Genomic DNA, 18,959 nt, shown 5'->3' with positions numbered 1-18,959 from the left:
GCAGGAATTGGCTCTTACAGAGAGCCAAAGCCGACCTTAGCATGGCGAGACACCGCTGGAGAGATCGCTCCCATGTACCCCAATCCCGCCTTCCGTCTCGACGACCTGCCCAGCCTGCATCAGCACCTGCAGGCCCACGCCCTGGCACTGCTAATGAGCCAGAGCGCGACCGGTCCCTTGGTCAGCCACCTGCCGCTCTGGCTGGACCCGAGCGAAGGCCCCTATGGCACCCTCTACGGCCATCTGGCACGCAGCAATCCCCAGGCCGAGGCGCTGGTCGAGGATGGCAGGGTACTGGCGGTATTCCAGGGTCCGCAGGCCTATGTCAGCCCGGCCTTCTACCCGAGCAAGGCAGAGCATGGACGGGTAGTCCCGACCTGGAACTACCAGGCGGTACATGCCCGCGGCACGGTGGAGGTATTCGATGAGCCCGAGCGCCTGCTGCCGCTGCTGGAGCGCCTTACCGACCAGCACGAAGCCCGCCGCGCCCAACCTTGGCAGGTAGCGGATGCCCCGGCGGATTACCTGCAGGGCATGCTGCGCGCCATCCGCGGCCTGCGCCTGCCCATCGACAGCCTTCAGGGCATCGCCAAGCTCAGCCAGAATCGCAACGCCGCCGACCGCGAGGGGGTGCGCCAAGGCCTGGCCACCAGCGCCGATCCCAGCGCGCGGGCCCTGGGCGAGCTGATGAGCGATCCTTCCTAAAGCGGAGCCACCCATGATCATCCGCCCCCTCACCCCGGCCGACCACGCCGCCTGGCACGACCTCTGGCAGGCCTACCTGGCCTTCTACGAGACCGTCCTGCCGGAGACCACCTACGCCAGTACCTGGCGGCGCCTGCTCGATCCGCGCGAGCCCATCCATGGCGCCCTCGCCTGGGAGGACGACCGTGCGCTGGGGCTGGTGCACTTCATCTATCACCGTTCCTGTTGGACGGAGGGGCTGTCGTGCTACCTGGAAGATCTCTATGTCGCCGCCGACAGCCGGGGAAGAGGCATCGGTAGGCAACTGATCGCCGAGGTCTATCGCCAGGCAGACGAGGTCCGCTCTGATCGTGTCCATTGGCTCACCCACGAGACCAACCGCAGCGCTCGACGGCTTTACGATGGGCTAGCAGAGCGCTCCGGCTATCTCCAATACCAGCACCTCTGTGCCGCCACGCCATCATCGATCTCTACCCCCGAAGAACCCTGAGCCTGTGGAAAGCCCCCATGACCATTCGCCCCCTCACCCAGCACGACCACGCCGTCTGGCACGACCTCTGGCAGGCCTACCTGACCTTCTACGAAACCGTCCTGCCGGAGATCACCTACGCCCGCACCTGGCAGCGCCTGCTCGATCCGAATGAGCCCATCCACGGCGCCCTCGCCTGGGAGGGTGAACGGCCGCTAGGACTGGTGCATTTCATCTATCACCGCTCCTGCTGGACCGAGACCGACTACTGCTACCTGCAGGATCTCTATGTCGCCGAGGGCCATCGTGGCGGTGGCCTGGGTCGCAAGCTCATCGAACACGTCTATGCCCGTGCCGAAGCGGACGGCTGCGACCGGGTGCACTGGCTCACCCAGGAGACCAACTATCCGGGGCGCCAGCTCTACGACCGTATCGCCGCCCGTTCCGGCTTCATCCAGTACCGCCAGCTCTTGGGAGAGCGCCCATGACCACCCTCGCCTGGAGCCCTGCCCGCCCACCCCAGCCTCGCCCACTCCAAGGCCAGTACGTACGCCTGGAGCCCCTCGATCCGGCGCGCCATGGCGCCGATCTCTGGCTGGAGCTGCAGGCCGGCGAAAGGGCCGATCCGACGCTCTGGGACTTCCTGCCTTACGGCCCCTTCGCCGACCAGGCGGCCTTCGCGACCTGGCTGGCGGGACTGGCCCCGGGCCGCGATCCGCTGTTCTATGCAGTGGTGGACCCACGCGACGGTCGCGCCCTGGGCCAGCTTAGCCTGATGAGTATCGTCCCCGAACACGGCAGCATCGAGATCGGCCATGTCGCCTTCGGTGGGCGCCTGCAGCGTACGCCCCTGGCCACCGAGGCCGTGTATCTGCTGATGCAGGAAGCCTTCGCCCTGGGCAATCGCCGGCTGGAATGGAAGTGCGATGCCGCCAACGCCCGCTCGAAAAGAGCCGCCGAGCGCCTGGGCTTTCGCTATGAAGGCCTCTTCCGCCAGCACCGGGTGGTCAAGGGCCGCAATCGCGACACCGCCTGGTTCAGCCTGCTGGACCACGAATGGCCGGCGGTGGCTGCCGGCTTCCGGCGTTGGCTGGCCGTGGACAACTTCGATACCAAGGGCCGGCAACGCAACGCCCTGGCGGTAGTCGCCGCTTCGGCCGTCTAGGCCGGAGCGGGGCGGGCGAAGGAGGTTTACCACGGAGGAGGCCAGCGCCGCTCAGCGCTGGCCTGGGGAGGCTCATTCGCCGCGGATGTAGCCTTCCAGCTGCCGGATCAACTCGGCCTGCTCGACCATGGTTTCCTTGACCAGGTCGCCGATGGACAGCAAGCCGATCAGTTGACCATTACCCATCACCGGCAGGTGGCGCAGGCGATGCTCGGTCATCAACTCCAGGCAATCGGCGACCGTTTGCTGCGGCAGGATGATGATCACCGCGGCGGTCATGATGGTACTCACCGGGGTGGCGTAGGAAGAGCGCCCCTGCAGCACCATCTTGCGCGCATAGTCACGCTCGCTGACGATGCCGACCAGTTCGTTACCGCGCAACACCGGCAGGGCACCGACGTTCTTGTCCGCCATCAGTTGCAGCGCCTCGAGCACCGAGGCTTCCGGCGTGGTGGTGTAGACGGTTTGCTGGGTTTTGGCAGCGAGCAACTGGGCGACGGTTTTCATGATTGTTCTCCTGAGGGAAGGCGAGCGTGACCGGGAACGCCTGGCAGGGCCAGTGAGCCGATTACATCAGGCCGATTGAACACCCTTATCGTCCGAGCGACGTCGATCCCGCCACAGACGCCATGTCAGGGCCAGCAGGAAGCCGGCGGTCAGCAATACCACCAGCGTCGGCGCCGGGGCGCTGTCCCAGACGAAGCTCAGCAGCACGCCACCTACGGCCGCCGCCACCGCCAAGGTCGTGGCCACCAGCAGCATCCCACCAAAGGAGCGGGTGAGCAGGAAAGCCGTGGCGCCGGGCGCGATCAACAACGCCACCACAGGCACCATGCCAACCGTCTGCAAGGCACCGACCACGGTCAGGGCAATGAGCCCGAGCAAGCCGTAGTGCAGCAGACCCACCCGGAGACCCAGCGCCCGCGCCTGGGCCGGATCGAAGGCCAGCACCAGCAGATCGCGCCAACTGCAGGCCAGCACCACCGTCACCACGGCCGCGATCACCGCCATCTGCCAGAAGGCCGCCGGGGTCACCCCCAGCAGATCGCCGAGCAGGATATGGTCCAGGTGCAAGTCGGTGGCCAACTTGGCGTGCAGTACCAGCCCCAGGCCGAACATGCCGGAGAAGACCACCCCCATCAGGGTGTCTTGCTTCACCCGGCTATGACGCTTCAAGTAACCGGTGGCCAGGGCACAGCCCAGCCCGGCGACGAAGGCGCCGGCCACCAGTGGCGCACCCAGCGCCGAGGCCAGCACCAGGCCGGGAAACACCGCATGGGCGATGGCATCGCCCAACAGCGCCCAGCCCTTGAGTACCAGAAAGCACGACAGCAGCGCCGTGGGCACGGCCACCAGCACGGCCATCAGCAGCGCCTGGCGCATGAAGTCGACTTCCAGGACCAGTCGCAGCCAGTCCATCAGCCCTCCTCCGCCGTCTGCCGCGCCCGCCGCCGGTTGGCCAGCAGGCCATGGCGTGGCGCCAGCACGAAGGCCAACAGGAAGATCAGCGTCTGCAGCACCACCACGCAGCCACCGGTGGCGCCATCGAGGAAGTAGCTGAGGTAGGTGCCCAGCAGGCCACTGCCGACGCCGATGGCCACGCTGATCAGCACCACCCGCGCGAAGCGGTCGCTGAGTAGATAGGCGGTGGCACCCGGCGTCACCACCAGGGCGATGACCAGGAAGGCACCTACCGTCTGCATCGCCGCCACCGTGCTCAGCGCCAGCAAGGTGAAGAACAGCAGCCGGTACAACGTGGGATTGAGTCCACAGGCACGCGCCTGGCCCTCGTCGAAGAACACCAGCAGCAGATCGCGCCACTTGAGCAGCAGTACCAGCAGGGAAAGGGTGGCGATGATCAGCAACTGGCGACTGGCCTCCGGGGTGATGGTCAGGATGTTGCCGAAGACGATGGTCTGGATGTCCACCGCCACTGGCGCCAGGGACACCAGGAACAGGCCGCCGCCGAAGAAGGCGCTGAAGATCAGGCCGATGATGACGTCCTCCTTGAGCCGGGTGTATTGCCGTAGCCCGAGCATGGCCCCCGCCGCCGCGCCACCGGCGACAAAGGCGCCCAGGGCCAGCGGCAGCCCCAGTAGATAGGCGCCGGCCACACCCGGCACCACGGCATGGGACAGGGCATCGCCGATCAGCGACCAGCCCTTGAGCATCAGGTAGGCGGAGAGAAAGGCGCAGAGTCCGCCCACCAGGGCGGCGGCACCCAGGGCATTCCTCATGTAGCCGTAGGCCAGCGGCTCCAGCAGCACCTCCATCAGGCCCGCTCCCGCCACCGGGGCGGCTGCGACGCCGGGCGACCGCCGTCGAACAGGCGCAGGGCACCGCCGAAGGTGCGCTCCAGATTTTCCCGGGTGAACACCTCGGTCGTCGGCCCCTGGGCCAGCACGGTGCGATTGAGCAGCACGGTACGGTCACAGAAGCGCTCGATGCTGGCCAGGTCATGGGTCGAGACCAGCATGGCGCGACCCTCGGCACGCAGCGCCTGGAGCAACTCGATGATGGCGCGCTCGGAGGTGGCGTCCACCCCGGTGAAGGGTTCGTCCAGGAGGATCACCCGGCTGTCCTGGGCCAGGGCGCGCGCCAGGAAGACGCGCTTCTTCTGGCCACCGGAGAGTTCACCGATCTGCCGCTTGCGCAGCTCGGTCAGCCCGACCCGGGCCAGGGCGGCGTCCACCGCCTGGTGATCGGCAGCCCGCGCCAGGCGCAGGAAATTCATCCGGCCGTAACGCCCCATGAGCACCACGTCCTCCACCCGTACCGGAAAGTCCCAATCCACGTCCTCGCTCTGGGGTACATAGGCGATCCGATTGCGCTTGAGCGCCTGGGCGACGGGCAAGTCATCGACCCGCACCTGGCCGCTGCGGAGGGGCACGAAGCCCATGATCGCCTTGAACAGCGTCGACTTGCCGCTGCCATTGACTCCGACCAGCGCGGTGATGGAGCCACCAGGCACCACCAGGCTGGCATCGCGCAAGGCGCTGTGGCCGTTGCGATAGGTCACGCTGACCCCGTCGAGGGCGATCATGGCGCCAACCCCTGCACCAGGGTCGCGGTGGTTACCCGCAGCAGCTCCAGATAGGTGGGGACCGGACCGTCGGCAGCGCTGAGGGAATCCACATAGAGCACCCCGCCGTAACGCGCGCCGCTTTCCCGCGCCACCTGCTCGGCCGGCGCGGCGGAGACCGTGCTCTCGCTGAACACCGCCGGAATGCGCTCGGCGCGTACCGTTTCGATCACCCGCCGTACCTGTTGCGGCGTGCCCTGCCCATCGGCGTTGATCGGCCACAGATAGAGCTCCCTGAGCCCGAGATCGCGGGCCAGGTAGCTGAAGGCGCCTTCGCTCGACACCAGCCAGCGACGCGGCTTGGGAATCGCCTGTAATTGCTGGCGCAGGGGTTCGAGGGTCGCGGTGATGCGCGCCTTGTAGGCCTCGGCGTTGCGTCTGTAGGTGTCGGCATTGGCCGGATCGTGTTCGGCCAGGGCATCGCGGATGTTGTCGACATAGACCAAGGCCGCCGTGGGCGACATCCAGGCATGCGGATTGGGCTTGCCGGCGTAGGGCCCCTCGGCGATGGCAATGGGCGTGATGCCCTGGGAAACCACAGCGCTGGGCACCTCCTTCATACGACTGAAGAACCGCTCGAACCATAGCTCCAGATTCAGGCCATTCCACAGCACCAGCTGGGCATCGCGCGCCTTGAGCAGATCGCCCGGGGTAGGCTGGTAGTTGTGGATCTCGGCACCGGGCTTGGTGATGGACTCCACCTGGGCGGCGTCCCCGGCCACATTGCGCGCCATGTCGGCGATCACCGTGAAGGTGGTCACCACCTTGAATGGCTCGGCGGCCTGGGCATTGCCCAACAGCAATCCCAGCAGACCCGCCAGCGCCCAGCGTCTCGTCTCTTTCAGCATCCGCTCCGCCTCTCGCCAAATGTATAGCCTTGGCTAAATTAGATAGCACAACCTATCGAGAGTGCGCGGAGACTTTGTAACCTTGGATGAAGGCCCGCTTCGCTGTGGGTTGGGAGACAAGACAAGGTCACTCTGCCGATTGCCGAGTGGCCTGGGATGGGATCGGTGGGGCTTGGTGCGCCCTCGCCTCGGGCAAGGGCGCGAACGGCGTTAGCGCGGCTGGACCCCTGCGCCTTGGGGGTGGCGCGCCTGGCTGGGCTGTGCCGGGCGCTGCTGGGCAGGCTGGTCGAGCAGGAGGTCCAGCAGGCCACGCAGAGCGCGTCTCTTCATTTGCTTCAGCATCGCGAATCCTCCGAAGGGATCGTTATAGCCATGGCTATATTTAATAGCAGACCCTATCGGAAGGTGTTAGTGCTTTTTATCAATCGAACGGATAGAGAGTCCCCATAAAAAAGGGGGCCTCTTGGCCCCCAAGGGAAATCGAAGTGATCTCAGCCTTCGATTTCAATCAAAACTTCACCCGGATTCACCCGGTCGCCCTTGGCCACCCGTACCGCGGTAACGGTACCGGCGATGGGCGCCTGGATCTCGGTTTCCATCTTCATGGCTTCGGTGACCAGCACGCCCTGCCCGGCCTTGACCTGATCGCCTTCCTTCACCAGTACCTCGACGATGTTGCCCGGCATGGTGGTGCTGACATCGCCCGGACGCTCCGCCTGGCGCCGCCGCTGGCCACCCTCGGCGACGAAGTCGCCACTGGCCTTGAACACCACCTCTTCCGGCACCCCGTCGATAGACAGATAGAAGTGCCGCTTGCCCTCGGTCTTCAGGCCAATGCCGGTGATGTCCACCTGGTAGGTCTCGCCATGCACGTCGACGCTGAAGGCGGTCGGCACGCCCTGGCCGCCCACGGCCGCCACACCATCCGCACTGGGGATGGGCAGCAAGGCTTCCGGCACCAGGGTGCCGGCAGCGCGCTCTTCGAGAAACTTGCGCCCGATGTCGGGGAACATGGCGAAGGTCAGGACGTCTTCTTCGCTCTGGGCCAGGTCACCGATGTCGGCCCGCAGGCGCGCCAGTTCGGGGCTGAGCAGATCGGCGGGACGGACGTCGATGACCTCTTCCTGACCGATGGCCTGCTTGCGCAGCTGCTCGCAGATCTCGCCCGGGGCCTTGCCGTAGCGGCCTTGCAGATAGAGCTTCACCTCGTTGGTGATGGTCTTGTAGCGCTCGCCGGCCAGCACGTTGAAGAACGCCTGGGTGCCGACGATCTGTGAGGTCGGGGTCACCAGGGGTGGGTAGCCCAGATCCTTGCGCACCCGCGGGATTTCCTCGAGCACCTCGTTCATGCGATTGAGGGCACCCTGCTCGCGCAACTGGTTGGCCAGGTTGGAGATCATGCCGCCCGGCACCTGGTTGACCTGCACCCGGGTGTCGACGCCAGTGAATTCGCTCTCGAACTGGTGGTACTTCTTGCGCACCGCATGGAAGTACAGGCCGATCTCCTGCAGCAGCTCCAGATCCAGCCCGGTGTCGTAGGGGGTGTCACGCAAGGCGGCGACCATGGATTCGGTACCCGGATGGCTGGTGCCCCAAGCCATGCTGGAGATCGCCGTCTCGATGCGGTCGGCGCCGTTCTCCACCGCCTTGAGCTGGCACATGGAAGCCACGCCGGCGGTGTCGTGGGAATGCACCACCACATCCAGCGACAGGGCCTCCTTGAGCGCCTTCACCAGATCGCCGGTGGCATAGGGCGTGAGCAGGCCGGCCATGTCCTTGATGGCGATGGAATCCACGCCCAGGTCGGCCATGCGCCGCGCCTGGTCGACGAAGGCCGCCACCGTGTGCACCGGGCTGGTGGTGTAGCAGAGGGTGCCCTGGGCGTGCTTGCCGGTGGCCTTGACCGCGCGGATGGCGGTTTCCAGGTTCCGCACATCGTTCATGGCATCGAAGATGCGGAAGACGTCGGTGCCATTGGCCGCGGCGCGTTCGACGAAGGCCTCGACCACGTCGTCGCTGTAGTGCCGGTAGCCCAGGAGGTTCTGGCCACGCAGGAGCATCTGCAGGCGGGTATTGGGCAAAGCCTTGCGCAGCTGGCGCAGGCGCTCCCAGGGATCCTCCTTGAGGAAGCGCACGCAGGCGTCGAAGGTGGCGCCGCCCCAGACTTCCAGCGACCAGTAGCCGACCTGGTCGAGCTTGGCGCAGATCGGCAGCATGTCTTCGGTGCGCATGCGGGTCGCCAGCAGCGATTGGTGGGCGTCACGCAGGATGGTGTCGGTGATCTGGATGGTTTTCATTGTTCTGTCGTCCTTACAAACCGGCATGGGCGGCAATGGCGGCGGCGATGGCGATGGCCAGGTGCGTCGGGTTGCGCTTGATCGAGTACTGGGTCAGCTCCGGATGGCTTTCCACGAAGCTGGTATTGAAGCGTCCGCTGCGGAATTCCGGATCGCGCAGGATGGCCTCGTAGTAGGGCGCGGTGGTCTTCACCCCCTGCACGCGCATGTCGTCCAGGGCGCGCAGGCCACGATCCATGGCCTCTTCCCAGGTCAGCGCCCAGACGATCAGCTTCAGGCACATGGAGTCGTAGTACGGCGGGATGACGTAGCCGGTATAGATGGCCGTGTCGGTCCGTACCCCCGGGCCACCCGGTGCGTAGTAGCGGGTGATCTTGCCGAAGCTCGGCAGGAAGTTGTTCTTCGGGTCTTCGGCGTTGATGCGAAACTGCAGGGCGAAGCCGCGGTGCTGGACATCTTCCTGGGCGAAGGACAGCGGCAGGCCGGACGCGATGCGGATCTGCTCGCGGACGATGTCGATGCCGGTGATTTCCTCGGTAATGGTGTGCTCCACCTGCACCCGGGTGTTCATTTCCATGAAGTACACTTCGCCTTCGGCGAGCAGGAATTCCACGGTACCGGCGTTCTCGTAGCCCACCGCCTTGGCCGCGCGCACGGACAGGTCGCCGATGTAGGCGCGCTGCTCGGGGGTGAGCTGCGGGCTGGGGGCGATCTCGATCAGCTTCTGGTTACGCCGCTGGATGGAGCAGTCGCGCTCGAACAGGTGCACGGTGTTGCCATGGCTGTCGGCGAGGATCTGCGCCTCGATGTGCTTGGGATTGACGATGCATTTCTCGAGGAACACTTCGGCCGAACCGAAGGCCTTGGTCGCCTCGGAAATCACCCGCGGATAGGCCTGTTCCAACTCCTCGCGCGAATTGCAGCGGCGGATACCGCGACCGCCTCCGCCGGAGGTGGCCTTGAGCATCACCGGATAGCCGATGCGATCGCCCTCGCGCAGGGCCTCGGCCAGATCTGCCACGTTACCTTCGGTGCCGGGCGTGCAGGGCACCCCGGCGGCGATCATGCTGCGGCGCGCCTCGGTCTTGTCACCCATGCGCCGAATCACCTCGGCGGACGGCCCGATGAAGCGAATGCCACGCTGGGCGCAGATCTCCGCCAGTTCGGCGTTCTCGGAGAGGAAACCGTAGCCGGGATGCAGCGCATCGCAACCGGTCTCCACCGCCAGATTCACCAGCTTGCGCGGGTTGAGATAGCCCTCGAGCGGATCGCTGCCGATGCCATGGGCTTCGTCAGCACGTTTCACGTGGAGCGCTTGGCGATCGGCATCGGAATAGACCGCCACCGAGCGAATGCCCATCTCGGCACATGCCCGGACGATACGAACCGCGATCTCGCCCCGGTTGGCGATGAGTATCTTCTTGATCACACCTGGCTCCTTATTCACGGCTTGTTGCAGCCTGCTTTTATTGCCGTGTCTCGACGCTACGCCAGGGTCTCTCTTATGGAAAATAAATAATTATTGGATACTACATAAGCTCCCACTTATGGATGGCACCAGCCCATGCGTAAACCCTTGATGCGGCTCACCTTTCGCCAACTGCAGGTATTCGAAGCCGTGTGCGAGGCGCGCTCCTACAGCCGTGCCGCCGACATCATGGCGCTAACTCAACCCGCGGTGAGCCTGCAGGTGCGTCAGCTCGAAGAGGTGGTGGGCGCGCCGCTGTTCAACTACCTCAATCGCACCCTTTATCTCACCGAGGCCGGTGAGGCCTTGCGCCAGACTGGTCGTGATCTGTTCGCACGGCTGGGCAGCCTGGACATGCAGTTGTCGAATCTACGCGGCGCCCTGCACGGGCAGTTGCGCCTGGGTGTGGAAAGCAGCGCCCAGTACCTGGCGCCGCATCTGTTCAGCCAGTTCCGCAACAGCCACCCCCAGGTCAACCTGGCGCTGACCGTGGGCAACCACGTCCGGGTGCTGCGGCGGCTGACGGAAAATCGCGAGGACGTAGCCCTGATGTCCGTCGTACCGAGCGGTTCGGACCTGGAGTTCCTGCCCTTGCTGGACAATGCCATCGTCGCCGTGGCGCGTCCTGGTCATGCTCTGGCGGGGCGCAAGGGACTGACCCTACGCGAGCTGACGGCCTATCCCCTGCTGGTCCGCGAACCCGGCTCCGGCACGCGCCAGGCCTGCGAGGACTACCTCAAGCAGAAGCGCGCGCACTTCGCCGAGCAGCTGGAGATCGGTGCCTTCGAGGCGCAACGCGAAGCCGTCCGCGCCGGCCTGGGCCTGGCCCTGCTGCCGCGTCAGGCCATTCGCAGCGATCTGGTCGCCGGCAGCCTGATCGAGCTGGACGTCGCCGAGCTGCCACTGCGGCGCTCCTGGTGCGTGGTCCATCCGCGCGGCAAGCCGCTCTCGCCGGTGGCCCAGGCCTTCGTCGACTACCTGCGCAGCCAGCGCAGCCTGATCAATGCGTTAGGTATCGCCCTGGAACCTGCTGCAAGCGCTGCGCCTGGCGTTCGTCCAGCAGCTGATTGAGGAACAGCGATTCATCGAGTTCGACCGCGAGCCGCTGCTCTTCGGCACGCGCCTCGATGGCACGGCGAAACTTCATACGCCGTTGATCCTGTAGCTTTCTGCGAGTCTTGCTGTCGAGACGAACGCTGGATTCCTGGACGAGAGCGGTCATGCCAATTCCTCCGGGCTGGGATCGGAATGGGCAGCTTCCCCCTTGCAGGTGACCGTTTGGCGACAGTAAGACGACTATTGGGTGTCGCTGTGCTTGGTCGATTTCGACGACAGGCGCAGGCTGCGCAAGCTGCGCTTCACACTCTTCAGGTGCTCGACCAGCGCCGGCCCACGCGACATGGCCACGCCCATGGCCAGCACATCGATCACCACCAGGTGGGCGATGCGCGAGGTCAGGGGCACATAGATATCGGTGTCCTCGTGGACATCGATGGCGATGTTCACCGTGGACAGATCGGCCAGCGGCGTCTGCCCCGGGCAGATGGTGATCAGGGCGGCGCCGTTGTCGCGCACCAGGTTGGCGGTGATCAGCAGGTCCTTGGAGCGCCCCGACTGGGAAATGCAGATGGCCACATCGGAAGGCGTCAGGGTCGCCGCCGACATGGCCTGCATGTGTGGATCGGAATAGGCGGTGGCGCTCAGCTGCAGGCGAAAGAACTTGTGCTGGGCGTCGTTGGCCACCGAGCCCGAGGCGCCGAAGCCGTAGAACATCACCCGCTGGGCATTGGCGATGGCCTCGATGGCCGTCTCCAGGGCGCGCATGTCGAGCCGCTCGCGCACGTCCATGAGCGTATGCAGGGTGGTGTCGAAGATCTTCAGGCTGAAGTCTTCCACCGCATCGTTCTCGTGGATGGCGAACTGGCCAAAACTGGCCCCCGCCGCCAGGCTCTGCGCCAGGCGCAGCTTGAGATCCTGGAAGCCATCACAGCCGATGGCCCGGCAGAAGCGCACGATGGTGGGCTCGCTCACGCCGACGTTGTGGGCGAGATCGGCCATGGAGCTGTGCATGACGGCTGCCGGATCCACCATGACCTGCTCGGCGACCTTGAGCTCCGACTTGCGCAGCAGGTGGCGGGATTGAGCAATATGTTGCATGAGGTTCACAGGCGTATCTCGTCTAGCGGGCGGATGTAGTGCGTCGTACTTATACTACATAACCGTTGGCAAGGCTTCTGGTCATTACGATTCAGCACGTCCCCTCTCGCATCGAAAACGGCGTTCCGGTAGTCATCTGGACACCTGACTACCTTGCACCAGACAGCTTTTCTCCTCTTGCGCGCAAGCTTCTGCGCAACTCTTTGAGCAGTCGCGCACAGTGGGCCTGGCCACTCCCGCCAGTGAGCTCCTAGCCAATTGATTGGAAAGGAATTTTTAGAATCTGGCACGAGCCTTGTCTTGGTATGGCTCACCCGGGCCATGAAGCCCATCAACCAGGCAAGGAGAGCACCATGCCAACACCCGCGTATCTGTCCCTCGAAGGCACCAAGCAAGGTCTGATCACCGCCGGCACCTTCACCGAAGACTCGGTCGGCAACATCTTCCAGGAAGGCCACGAAGACCAGATCCTGGTCCAGGCCTTCAATCACCAAGTGATCATTCCCCGCGATCCCCAATCCGGCCAGCCCACCGGTCAGCGTGTGCACAAGCCACTGATGATCACCAAGGTCTTCGACAAGGCCTCGCCGCTGATCTTCAACGCCCTCACCTCCGGTGAGCGGCTGGGCAAGTGCCGTCTGGAGTGGTACCGCACCTCGGCCACCGGCACCCAGGAGCACTACTTCACCATCGAACTGGAAGACGCCATCATCGTCGACGTCCAGTCGCGCATGCCGAACTGCCAGGATCCGAGCATGGCGCACTTCACCCATCTGGAAGACGTCTACTTCACCTATCGCAAGATCGTCTGGACCCACGAGGTTTCCGGCACCTCCGGCTCCGACGACTGGCGTTCGCCGATCGCCGCCTGACGGCAGGCCCGCGTGGGCCTGTTCGGTCCTCTGCCCCGCCTCCGGCCAGCCTGTCTGGTCGGAGGTCCCTCTGCTGTTGCGCCCCCCTGAAACCGCCCTCGCCTCCCATCCGTCTGGTTTGGCGCTCCTTTCGCCGCATCGGTAGAATGCGGCGATGAACGACGACATCTCCCTGCTGCTCAATTCCCTCAACGACGCCCAGCGCCAGGCCGTGGCCGCGCCCCTGGGTCGCCAACTGGTCTTGGCCGGTGCCGGCTCGGGCAAGACCCGGGTGCTGGTGCACCGCATCGCCTGGCTGATCCAGGTCGAGCACGCCTCGCCGCACTCCATCCTCTCGGTGACCTTCACCAACAAGGCCGCCGCCGAGATGCGCCATCGCATCGAGCAATTGCTGGGGATGAGTCCGCAGGGCATGTGGGTGGGGACCTTCCACGGCCTGGCCCATCGTCTGCTGCGCGCCCATTGGCAGGAAGCGGGCCTGACGCAGAATTTCCAGATCCTCGACAGCGACGACCAGCAGCGCATCGTCAAGCGGGTGATCCGCGAGCTGGGTCTCGACGAGCAGCGCTGGCCGGCGCGCCAAGCGCAATGGTTCATCAACGGCCAGAAGGACGAAGGCCTGCGGCCGCAACATATCCAGGCCGCCGGTGACCTCTTCCTCAGCACCATGCGCAGCATCTACGAAGCCTACGAGGCGGCCTGCGCCCGCGCCGGGGTGATCGACTTCTCCGAGTTGCTGCTGCGTGCCCTGGACCTCTGGCGCAACAATCCGGATCTGCTGGCGCACTACCAGCGGCGTTTCCAGCACCTGCTGGTGGACGAATTCCAGGATACCAACGCCGTCCAGTACGCCTGGCTCAAGCTGCTCGCCCAGAATGGCGCCAGCCTCATGGTGGTGGGCGACGACGACCAGTCCATCTATGGCTGGCGCGGTGCCAAGATCGAGAACATCCAGCAGTTCAACGAGGATTTCTCGGCGGAGATCATCCGCCTGGAGCAGAACTACCGCTCCACCGACACCATCCTCAAGGCCGCCAACGGCCTGATCGCCCACAACTTCGGCCGGCTCGGCAAGGAGCTGTGGACCGATACCGGCGAAGGCGATGCCATCACCCTCTACGCCGGCTTCAACGAGCACGACGAGGCGCGCTACATCGTCGAGACCATCGAGAGCGAATTCAAGAAGGGCATCCGGCGCAGCGAGATGGCCATCCTCTACCGCTCCAATGCCCAGTCACGGGTGCTGGAAGAGGCCCTGCTGCGGGAGAAGATCCCCTATCGCATCTATGGCGGCCTGAGATTCTTCGAGCGCGCCGAGATCAAGAACGCCATGGCCTATCTGCGGCTGATCCAGCATCGTCACGACGATGCCGCCCTGGAGCGAGTGATCAATGTGCCGCCGCGCGGCATCGGCGAGAAGACCGTCGATGCGCTGCGTACTGCCGCGCGGGGCCAGAACACCTCGCTGTGGCAGGCCCTGCACGATCTGGTCGGCGCCCGCGCCGTGTCGGGTCGCGCCGCCTCGGCACTCAATGCCTTCGTCGAACTGGTCGACACCCTGGCACTCAAGGCCGAGGACCTGTCCCTGCACAACCTGGTGCAGCAGATCATCGAGCAGACCGGTCTGGTCACCTTCCACAAGGAAGAAAAGGGCGAAAAGGGCCAAGCCCGGGTGGAGAACCTGGAAGAACTGGTCAGCGCCGCGCGCTCCTTCGACTTCAGCGGCGACGAGGAGATGACGCCCCTGGCGGCCTTCCTCGACCATGCGGCCCTGGAATCCGGCGATACCCAGGCCGACAGCCACGAAGACAGCGTCCAGCTGATGACCCTGCACAGCGCCAAGGGCCTGGAATTCCCCCTGGTGTTCCTGGCTGGCATGGAAGAAGGGCTGTTCCCGCACAAGATGAGCCTGGAAGAACCCGGCCGCCTCGAAGAGGAGCGCCGCCTGGCCTATGTGGGCATCACCCGCGCCATGCGCCGGCTGGTGATGAGCTATGCGGAAACCCGCCGGCTCTATGGCAGCGAAACCTACAACAAAGTCTCGCGCTTCGTCCGCGAAGTACCGGACGGCCTGATCCAGGAGGTGCGGCTGTCCAATGCGGTCAAGCAGCCCTTCGCCGGCAACCGCCCCAACCCCTTCGCCCAGGCGCCGGTCCCGGAAACCACCTTCAGCCTCGGCCAGCCGGTGCGCCATGCCCTGTTCGGTGAGGGTGTCATCCTCAATTACGAAGGCTCCGGTGCCCATGCACGGGTACAGGTGAACTTCACCTCAGAAGGCAGCAAGTGGCTGATGGTGAGCTACGCCAAGCTCGAGCCGCTCTAGCCATGACCGCGTCCTGGCTGTTCTGGGCGCTGCTGGCGGCGGCCTTCGCCGCCCTCACCGCCATCTTCGGCAAGCTGGGGGTGGAGCACGTCAACGCCGACTTCGCCACCCTGCTGCGTACCCTGGTAGTGGTCGTGGTGCTCGCCGCCATCGTCGCGGCCACCGGCCAGGTACAACCGCTGGCCAGCATTGGCGGCCGTACCTACCTGTTTCTGTTGCTATCGGGCGTGGCCACCGGTCTGTCCTGGCTGTGCTACTACCGGGCGCTCAAGCTGGGCCCGGCCTCGCTGGTGGCACCGGTGGACAAGTTGAGCGTGGTGCTGGTGGCCATCTTCGGCGTGACGCTACTGGGTGAGCGCCTGGATCTGCGCCAATGGTGCGGTATCGCAGCTATTGGCGGGGGCGTTCTGCTGCTGGCCTGGAAGCCCTGAAAGGGCGCAGGAAACAGGCCTGACCACCAGTGGGAGATTGCCGGATGGCAGAAGGCGGCCAAGCCCATTTCCTGCATTGCGCATTCCCTTGCCATCGATACGCTCATTCAAACGACCGACTTAGAGCGATTCTGCCCCCTCGATCCCCTGTCGGCAATGCCCAAGGGCAGGAAAATGTGGCCTAGTGCTGTCCGCCCTTGTCCTGCTCAAGGGTCTCGATGAAGGCGATCTGCAGGCGCGAATGCACGCGGATGAACCAGCGCCACAGCACCGCGATCACCACCACCGCCACCACTGCGATCAGCAGCAGCAACTCGCCGCGCGGCAGGATATTGCTGCTCAGGGCGGCGAGCAGCACCAGGATGCCGGCCAGCGACAGCAACGGGATCAGTTCGCTGACCAGGCGCCGTACCGGCTGGGTGTAGCGACCGGCCTGATTCTGCCGCACGCTGAGTTCGGCCATCAGCATGGCCAGCGCCTTGAGCTTGCGGTAGGCAGCGATCAGGCAAGGCAACGACAGCAGCAGCGCCCCGCCCCAGATGCAAGCCTTCTGCAGGTCGGCATCCTGGATCCAGGCGCTGAGCCACCCCGCCAGGCCATTGGCGAAATAGGCACCGCCCAGGAAGATGGCGATGACCAAGGACAGGTTGATACCCACCTGCAACAGGATGCGCCTCATCATCCCAGCCAGCACCGCCTTCTCGCCTTGCGGCTGGATGCTGCGCAACCACTCGCCATAGATGCCCAGCACCCGCTGCACCGGCTGCGGTAGCCAACCGCCGATCCAGACGGCCAACGGATCGGCGGCCTTGATCAGATAGGGCGTGAGCAGCGTCGTGATCGCCGACACGGCCACCGCTACCGGATAGAGGAAGTGGCTGGTGACGCCCAGGGTGATCCCCAGGGTAGCGATGATGAAGGAGAACTCGCCGATCTGCGCCAGGCCCATCCCTACGCGCAGCGAGGTACGGCCATCGTTGCCGGCGATCAGGGTACCCAGGCTGCAGGCGAGGATCTTGCCCAGCACCACGGCCACGCTGATCACCGTGATCGGCCAGGCGTATTCGATCAGTACCTTGGGATCGAGCAAGAGTCCGATGGCGACGAAGAAGATGGCGCTGAACATGTCACGCAACGGCTCGACCAGCTTTTCGATCTTCAGCAGCTGGCGCGACTCGGCCATGATGGCGCCGATCAGGAAGGCGCCCAGCACCACGCTGTATTCCAGCTTGGCCACCAGCAGGCAGAAGCCGAAGCACAGCCCCAGCACCGTGATCAGCAGCATCTCGTTGCTGTCGAATTTGGCCACGTAGGCCAGTAGTCGCGGTACCAGCAGGATGCCGATCACCAGCGCCACGATCATGAATAGGCTCAGCTTGCCCAGGGTCGCGGCCACCGCGCCCGGCTCCACCGAACCGCTCACCGCCAGGCCCGACAGCAGGGCGATGATGCCGATGCCGAGGATGTCCTCGACGATCAGCACCCCGAAGATCTGCTGGGCGAAGCGCTCGTGCTTCATCTTCAGCTCGTTGAGCGCCTTGACGATGATGGTGGTCGAAGAGATGGCCAGGATGGCGCCGAGGAACAGCGAATCCATGTGTGACCAGCCGAACAGCTGGCCCACCTGATAGCCCAGCCAGAGCATCAGGCTGATTTCCAGGAAGGCGGCGATGAAGGCCGTGGCGCCCACCCGGAACAGCTTGCGCAGAGAGAACTCCAGGCCAAGGCTGAACATCAGGAAGATCACCCCCACCTCGGCAAGGGTCTTGATGCTTTCTTCGTCGTGGATGAGACCGAAGGGCGGGGTGTGGGGTCCGATGATGAAGCCGGCGAGGATATAGCCGAGGACCACGGGTTGCTTGAAGCGGTGGAAGAGGATGGTCACCACGCCAGCCACCAGCATGATGACCGCCATGTCCTGGATGAAAGCTAGAGCATGCATCGGCCGGGCCCTCCTTTGACGGGCCGGGTAATCTCCCGACACCTGCGCTGACTGGAATCCAAGACTAGCACCTGCAACCTCTTGTGACGGATTCTGCAAAAAACTGTAATAGATTGATGTGCCTAGAAATTTTCTCGTCATACGAGGCAGCGCCCGCTCCTGGCATAGCAACCGCGACAGGGCAAAATACCGAAACAATTCACGCTGGCTGTACTTGACCGGGCAGCGCAAGATGTATCCAACACCAGACTCTTCACTGAGAGAACACCACATGCAACGCCTGATGAGCTTCTTCATGATCCTCTGCCTGGGCCTTACGCTCAGCCTGGATGCCAATGCCAAACGCATGGGCGCCGGCAAGTCCGCTGGCGCCGCGCCCATCCACCAGACCCGCCAGGCCGCGCCGACCCAGCAGCCGGGCATGGCCGCGCCTGCCGCCGGTGCCGGAGCGGCTGCCGCCGCTCGCCCCGCCAGTGGTGCCTCCCGTTGGCTCGGCCCGCTGGCCGGTATCGCCGCCGGTGGTCTGCTCGCCTCCATGTTCATGGGTGACGGCTTCGAAGGCTTCCAGTTCTTCGACTTCCTGATCCTGGCGCTCATCGCCTTCGTCATCTTCCGTCTGATTGCCCGTCGCAAGCAGCAGGCCGGTCCGCAACCCGCTGTCGCCGGCCATGCCCCCCTGCAGCGCGAGATGCCGAACCAGCCCAACAACAACGGTGGTCTGTTCGGTGGCGCCGCGGCTGGTGCCGCACCGGTGATCAATGCGCCGAGCTGGTTCAATGCCGAGCGCTTCGTGGCCGCCGGTCGCGAGCACTTCATGAGCCTGCAGCAGCACTGGGACGCCAACGAGATGGACAAGATCGCCGAGTTCGTCACCCCGCAGATGCTGCAGTGGCTGCGTGACGAGCGCGCTGCCTTGGGCGAAGGTTTCCAGTCCACCTACATCGAGAACCTGAACGCCACCCTGGACGGAGTGGAAGACCTGCAGGGCAAGACCATCGCCACCATCACCTTCAATGGTGTGTCCAAGGAATCGCGCTTCGACCAGGGCCAGCCCTTCAGCGAAAGCTGGCGCATGGAGCGCATGGCGGGCGAGAACCAGCCCTGGCTGCTGGCCGGTATCCGTCAGAACGCCTGATACCACTGCCCAACCGAAAGCCCGGCTCTATGCCGGGCTTTTTCGTCTGTAGCGTTGCCGATCAT

General features: G+C 64.8%; 20 protein-coding genes. 9 read left to right on the top strand and 11 right to left on the bottom strand.

Annotation, left to right across the window (positions count from 1 at the left end; all coding sequences use genetic code 11):
* Positions 1-72: 72 nt before the first annotated feature.
* From CCZ28_RS16655 to CCZ28_RS16640, 4 genes are read left to right on the top strand one after another with little or no spacing between them, the layout of a single operon-like run.
* Positions 73-705, top strand: coding sequence for an FMN-binding negative transcriptional regulator (locus CCZ28_RS16655; RefSeq protein WP_140219754.1), 633 nt, complete (start codon positions 73-75; stop codon positions 703-705).
* 13 nt (positions 706-718) lie between these two features.
* On the top strand, positions 719-1,195 hold the full coding sequence (locus CCZ28_RS16650; RefSeq protein ID WP_140219752.1) for a GNAT family N-acetyltransferase: 477 nt from the start codon (positions 719-721) through the stop codon (positions 1,193-1,195).
* 17 nt (positions 1,196-1,212) lie between these two features.
* Positions 1,213-1,662 carry a GNAT family N-acetyltransferase gene (locus tag CCZ28_RS16645; RefSeq protein ID WP_140219750.1) on the top strand — a complete coding sequence of 150 codons (450 nt, stop codon included), beginning with the start codon at positions 1,213-1,215 and terminating at the stop codon, positions 1,660-1,662.
* Complete coding sequence (locus CCZ28_RS16640; protein ID WP_140219748.1) at positions 1,659-2,339, top strand: GNAT family N-acetyltransferase; 681 nt, start codon at positions 1,659-1,661, stop codon at positions 2,337-2,339. Before CCZ28_RS16645 ends, CCZ28_RS16640 begins: the two co-directional genes overlap by 4 nt.
* Before the next feature lie 72 nt (positions 2,340-2,411).
* On the opposite strand, the gene CCZ28_RS16635 is transcribed toward CCZ28_RS16640, so the two are convergent.
* The 8 genes from CCZ28_RS16635 to CCZ28_RS16605 form a co-directional block, all read right to left on the bottom strand.
* Positions 2,412-2,846: a CBS domain-containing protein gene (locus tag CCZ28_RS16635; RefSeq protein WP_140219746.1), complete on the bottom strand. Its 435-nt coding sequence runs from the start codon at positions 2,844-2,846 to the stop codon at positions 2,412-2,414.
* Positions 2,847-2,912: 66 nt separating this feature from the next.
* Entirely contained in the window at positions 2,913-3,758 is an 846-nt protein-coding gene (locus CCZ28_RS16630; protein ID WP_140219744.1) for a metal ABC transporter permease, read from the bottom strand.
* Positions 3,758-4,612: a metal ABC transporter permease gene (locus tag CCZ28_RS16625; RefSeq protein ID WP_140219742.1), complete on the bottom strand. Its 855-nt coding sequence runs from the start codon at positions 4,610-4,612 to the stop codon at positions 3,758-3,760. Before CCZ28_RS16625 ends, CCZ28_RS16630 begins: the two co-directional genes overlap by 1 nt.
* Positions 4,612-5,382 (bottom strand): metal ABC transporter ATP-binding protein, encoded by a 771-nt coding sequence (locus CCZ28_RS16620; protein ID WP_140219740.1) that lies wholly within the window; start codon positions 5,380-5,382, stop codon positions 4,612-4,614. The genes CCZ28_RS16625 and CCZ28_RS16620 overlap by 1 nt, the downstream gene beginning before the upstream one ends.
* Positions 5,379-6,269 carry a metal ABC transporter substrate-binding protein gene (locus tag CCZ28_RS16615; RefSeq protein ID WP_140219738.1) on the bottom strand — a complete coding sequence of 297 codons (891 nt, stop codon included), beginning with the start codon at positions 6,267-6,269 and terminating at the stop codon, positions 5,379-5,381. The genes CCZ28_RS16620 and CCZ28_RS16615 overlap by 4 nt, the downstream gene beginning before the upstream one ends.
* Positions 6,270-6,479: 210 nt before the next feature.
* Positions 6,480-6,611 (bottom strand): hypothetical protein, encoded by a 132-nt coding sequence (locus tag CCZ28_RS24855; RefSeq protein ID WP_276613501.1) that lies wholly within the window; start codon positions 6,609-6,611, stop codon positions 6,480-6,482.
* A 149-nt stretch (positions 6,612-6,760) separates the two neighbouring features.
* Entirely contained in the window at positions 6,761-8,566 is a 1,806-nt protein-coding gene (gene oadA / locus CCZ28_RS16610; RefSeq protein ID WP_140219736.1) for a sodium-extruding oxaloacetate decarboxylase subunit alpha, read from the bottom strand.
* Between the two features lie 13 nt (positions 8,567-8,579).
* Positions 8,580-9,995, bottom strand: a complete 1,416-nt coding sequence (locus CCZ28_RS16605) for an acetyl-CoA carboxylase biotin carboxylase subunit (protein WP_058761387.1) — start codon at positions 9,993-9,995, stop codon at positions 8,580-8,582.
* Between the two features lie 135 nt (positions 9,996-10,130).
* Here CCZ28_RS16605 and CCZ28_RS16600 point away from each other — a divergent pair, with 135 nt between their 5' ends.
* Positions 10,131-11,105, top strand: coding sequence for a LysR family transcriptional regulator (locus CCZ28_RS16600; protein WP_140219734.1), 975 nt, complete (start codon positions 10,131-10,133; stop codon positions 11,103-11,105).
* Here the strand turns inward: CCZ28_RS16600 and CCZ28_RS24755 are convergent.
* Complete coding sequence (locus tag CCZ28_RS24755; protein WP_140219732.1) at positions 11,035-11,256, bottom strand: PA3496 family putative envelope integrity protein; 222 nt, start codon at positions 11,254-11,256, stop codon at positions 11,035-11,037. The genes CCZ28_RS16600 and CCZ28_RS24755 overlap by 71 nt on opposite strands.
* A 74-nt stretch (positions 11,257-11,330) precedes the next feature.
* The gene (hexR, locus tag CCZ28_RS16590) at positions 11,331-12,200 is read right to left on the bottom strand and encodes a transcriptional regulator HexR (protein WP_140219730.1); all 870 of its coding nucleotides are present in this window, start codon (positions 12,198-12,200) and stop codon (positions 11,331-11,333) included.
* A gap of 344 nt (positions 12,201-12,544) precedes the next feature.
* On the opposite strand from hexR, the gene CCZ28_RS16585 reads away from it, so the two are divergent.
* The 3 genes from CCZ28_RS16585 (at position 12,545) to CCZ28_RS16575 (ending at position 15,817) form a co-directional block, all read left to right on the top strand.
* The gene (locus CCZ28_RS16585; RefSeq protein WP_017639168.1) at positions 12,545-13,063 is read left to right on the top strand and encodes an Hcp family type VI secretion system effector; all 519 of its coding nucleotides are present in this window, start codon (positions 12,545-12,547) and stop codon (positions 13,061-13,063) included.
* Positions 13,064-13,217: 154 nt separating this feature from the next.
* Positions 13,218-15,386, top strand: coding sequence for a DNA helicase II (gene uvrD, locus CCZ28_RS16580; RefSeq protein WP_140219728.1), 2,169 nt, complete (start codon positions 13,218-13,220; stop codon positions 15,384-15,386).
* 2 nt (positions 15,387-15,388) lie between these two features.
* Positions 15,389-15,817: an EamA family transporter gene (locus CCZ28_RS16575; RefSeq protein ID WP_140219726.1), complete on the top strand. Its 429-nt coding sequence runs from the start codon at positions 15,389-15,391 to the stop codon at positions 15,815-15,817.
* A gap of 181 nt (positions 15,818-15,998) precedes the next feature.
* On the opposite strand, the gene CCZ28_RS16570 is transcribed toward CCZ28_RS16575, so the two are convergent.
* The gene (locus CCZ28_RS16570) at positions 15,999-17,759 is read right to left on the bottom strand and encodes a cation:proton antiporter (RefSeq protein ID WP_140219724.1); all 1,761 of its coding nucleotides are present in this window, start codon (positions 17,757-17,759) and stop codon (positions 15,999-16,001) included.
* A 271-nt stretch (positions 17,760-18,030) separates the two neighbouring features.
* Here CCZ28_RS16570 and CCZ28_RS16565 point away from each other — a divergent pair, with 271 nt between their 5' ends.
* The gene (locus CCZ28_RS16565) at positions 18,031-18,894 is read left to right on the top strand and encodes a Tim44 domain-containing protein (protein WP_140219722.1); all 864 of its coding nucleotides are present in this window, start codon (positions 18,031-18,033) and stop codon (positions 18,892-18,894) included.
* The last annotated feature ends 65 nt before the right edge of the window (positions 18,895-18,959 follow it).

This window comes from Pseudomonas oryzihabitans (assembly GCF_006384975.1).
GTDB lineage: Bacteria > Pseudomonadota > Gammaproteobacteria > Pseudomonadales > Pseudomonadaceae > Chryseomonas > Chryseomonas psychrotolerans_B.
This window is presented reverse-complemented; position numbering and strand designations above follow the sequence as displayed.

Excerpts from the sequence above, each read along its gene's own strand:
- CCZ28_RS16655 (WP_140219754.1), top strand. The coding sequence starts at position 73 with ATGTACCCCAATCCCGCCTTCCGTCTCGACGACCTGCCCAGCCTGCAT.
- CCZ28_RS16650 (WP_140219752.1), top strand. The coding sequence starts at position 719 with ATGATCATCCGCCCCCTCACCCCGGCCGACCACGCCGCCTGGCACGAC.
- CCZ28_RS16645 (WP_140219750.1), top strand. The coding sequence starts at position 1,213 with ATGACCATTCGCCCCCTCACCCAGCACGACCACGCCGTCTGGCACGAC.
- CCZ28_RS16640 (WP_140219748.1), top strand. The coding sequence starts at position 1,659 with ATGACCACCCTCGCCTGGAGCCCTGCCCGCCCACCCCAGCCTCGCCCA.
- CCZ28_RS16635 (WP_140219746.1), bottom strand. The coding sequence starts at position 2,846 with ATGAAAACCGTCGCCCAGTTGCTCGCTGCCAAAACCCAGCAAACCGTC.
- CCZ28_RS16630 (WP_140219744.1), bottom strand. The coding sequence starts at position 3,758 with ATGGACTGGCTGCGACTGGTCCTGGAAGTCGACTTCATGCGCCAGGCG.
- CCZ28_RS16625 (WP_140219742.1), bottom strand. The coding sequence starts at position 4,612 with ATGGAGGTGCTGCTGGAGCCGCTGGCCTACGGCTACATGAGGAATGCC.
- CCZ28_RS16620 (WP_140219740.1), bottom strand. The coding sequence starts at position 5,382 with ATGATCGCCCTCGACGGGGTCAGCGTGACCTATCGCAACGGCCACAGC.
- CCZ28_RS16615 (WP_140219738.1), bottom strand. The coding sequence starts at position 6,269 with ATGCTGAAAGAGACGAGACGCTGGGCGCTGGCGGGTCTGCTGGGATTG.
- CCZ28_RS24855 (WP_276613501.1), bottom strand. The coding sequence starts at position 6,611 with ATGCTGAAGCAAATGAAGAGACGCGCTCTGCGTGGCCTGCTGGACCTC.
- oadA (WP_140219736.1), bottom strand. The coding sequence starts at position 8,566 with ATGAAAACCATCCAGATCACCGACACCATCCTGCGTGACGCCCACCAA.
- CCZ28_RS16600 (WP_140219734.1), top strand. The coding sequence starts at position 10,131 with ATGCGTAAACCCTTGATGCGGCTCACCTTTCGCCAACTGCAGGTATTC.
- CCZ28_RS24755 (WP_140219732.1), bottom strand. The coding sequence starts at position 11,256 with ATGACCGCTCTCGTCCAGGAATCCAGCGTTCGTCTCGACAGCAAGACT.
- CCZ28_RS16585 (WP_017639168.1), top strand. The coding sequence starts at position 12,545 with ATGCCAACACCCGCGTATCTGTCCCTCGAAGGCACCAAGCAAGGTCTG.
- uvrD (WP_140219728.1), top strand. The coding sequence starts at position 13,218 with ATGAACGACGACATCTCCCTGCTGCTCAATTCCCTCAACGACGCCCAG.
- CCZ28_RS16575 (WP_140219726.1), top strand. The coding sequence starts at position 15,389 with ATGACCGCGTCCTGGCTGTTCTGGGCGCTGCTGGCGGCGGCCTTCGCC.
- CCZ28_RS16570 (WP_140219724.1), bottom strand. The coding sequence starts at position 17,759 with ATGCATGCTCTAGCTTTCATCCAGGACATGGCGGTCATCATGCTGGTG.
- CCZ28_RS16565 (WP_140219722.1), top strand. The coding sequence starts at position 18,031 with ATGCAACGCCTGATGAGCTTCTTCATGATCCTCTGCCTGGGCCTTACG.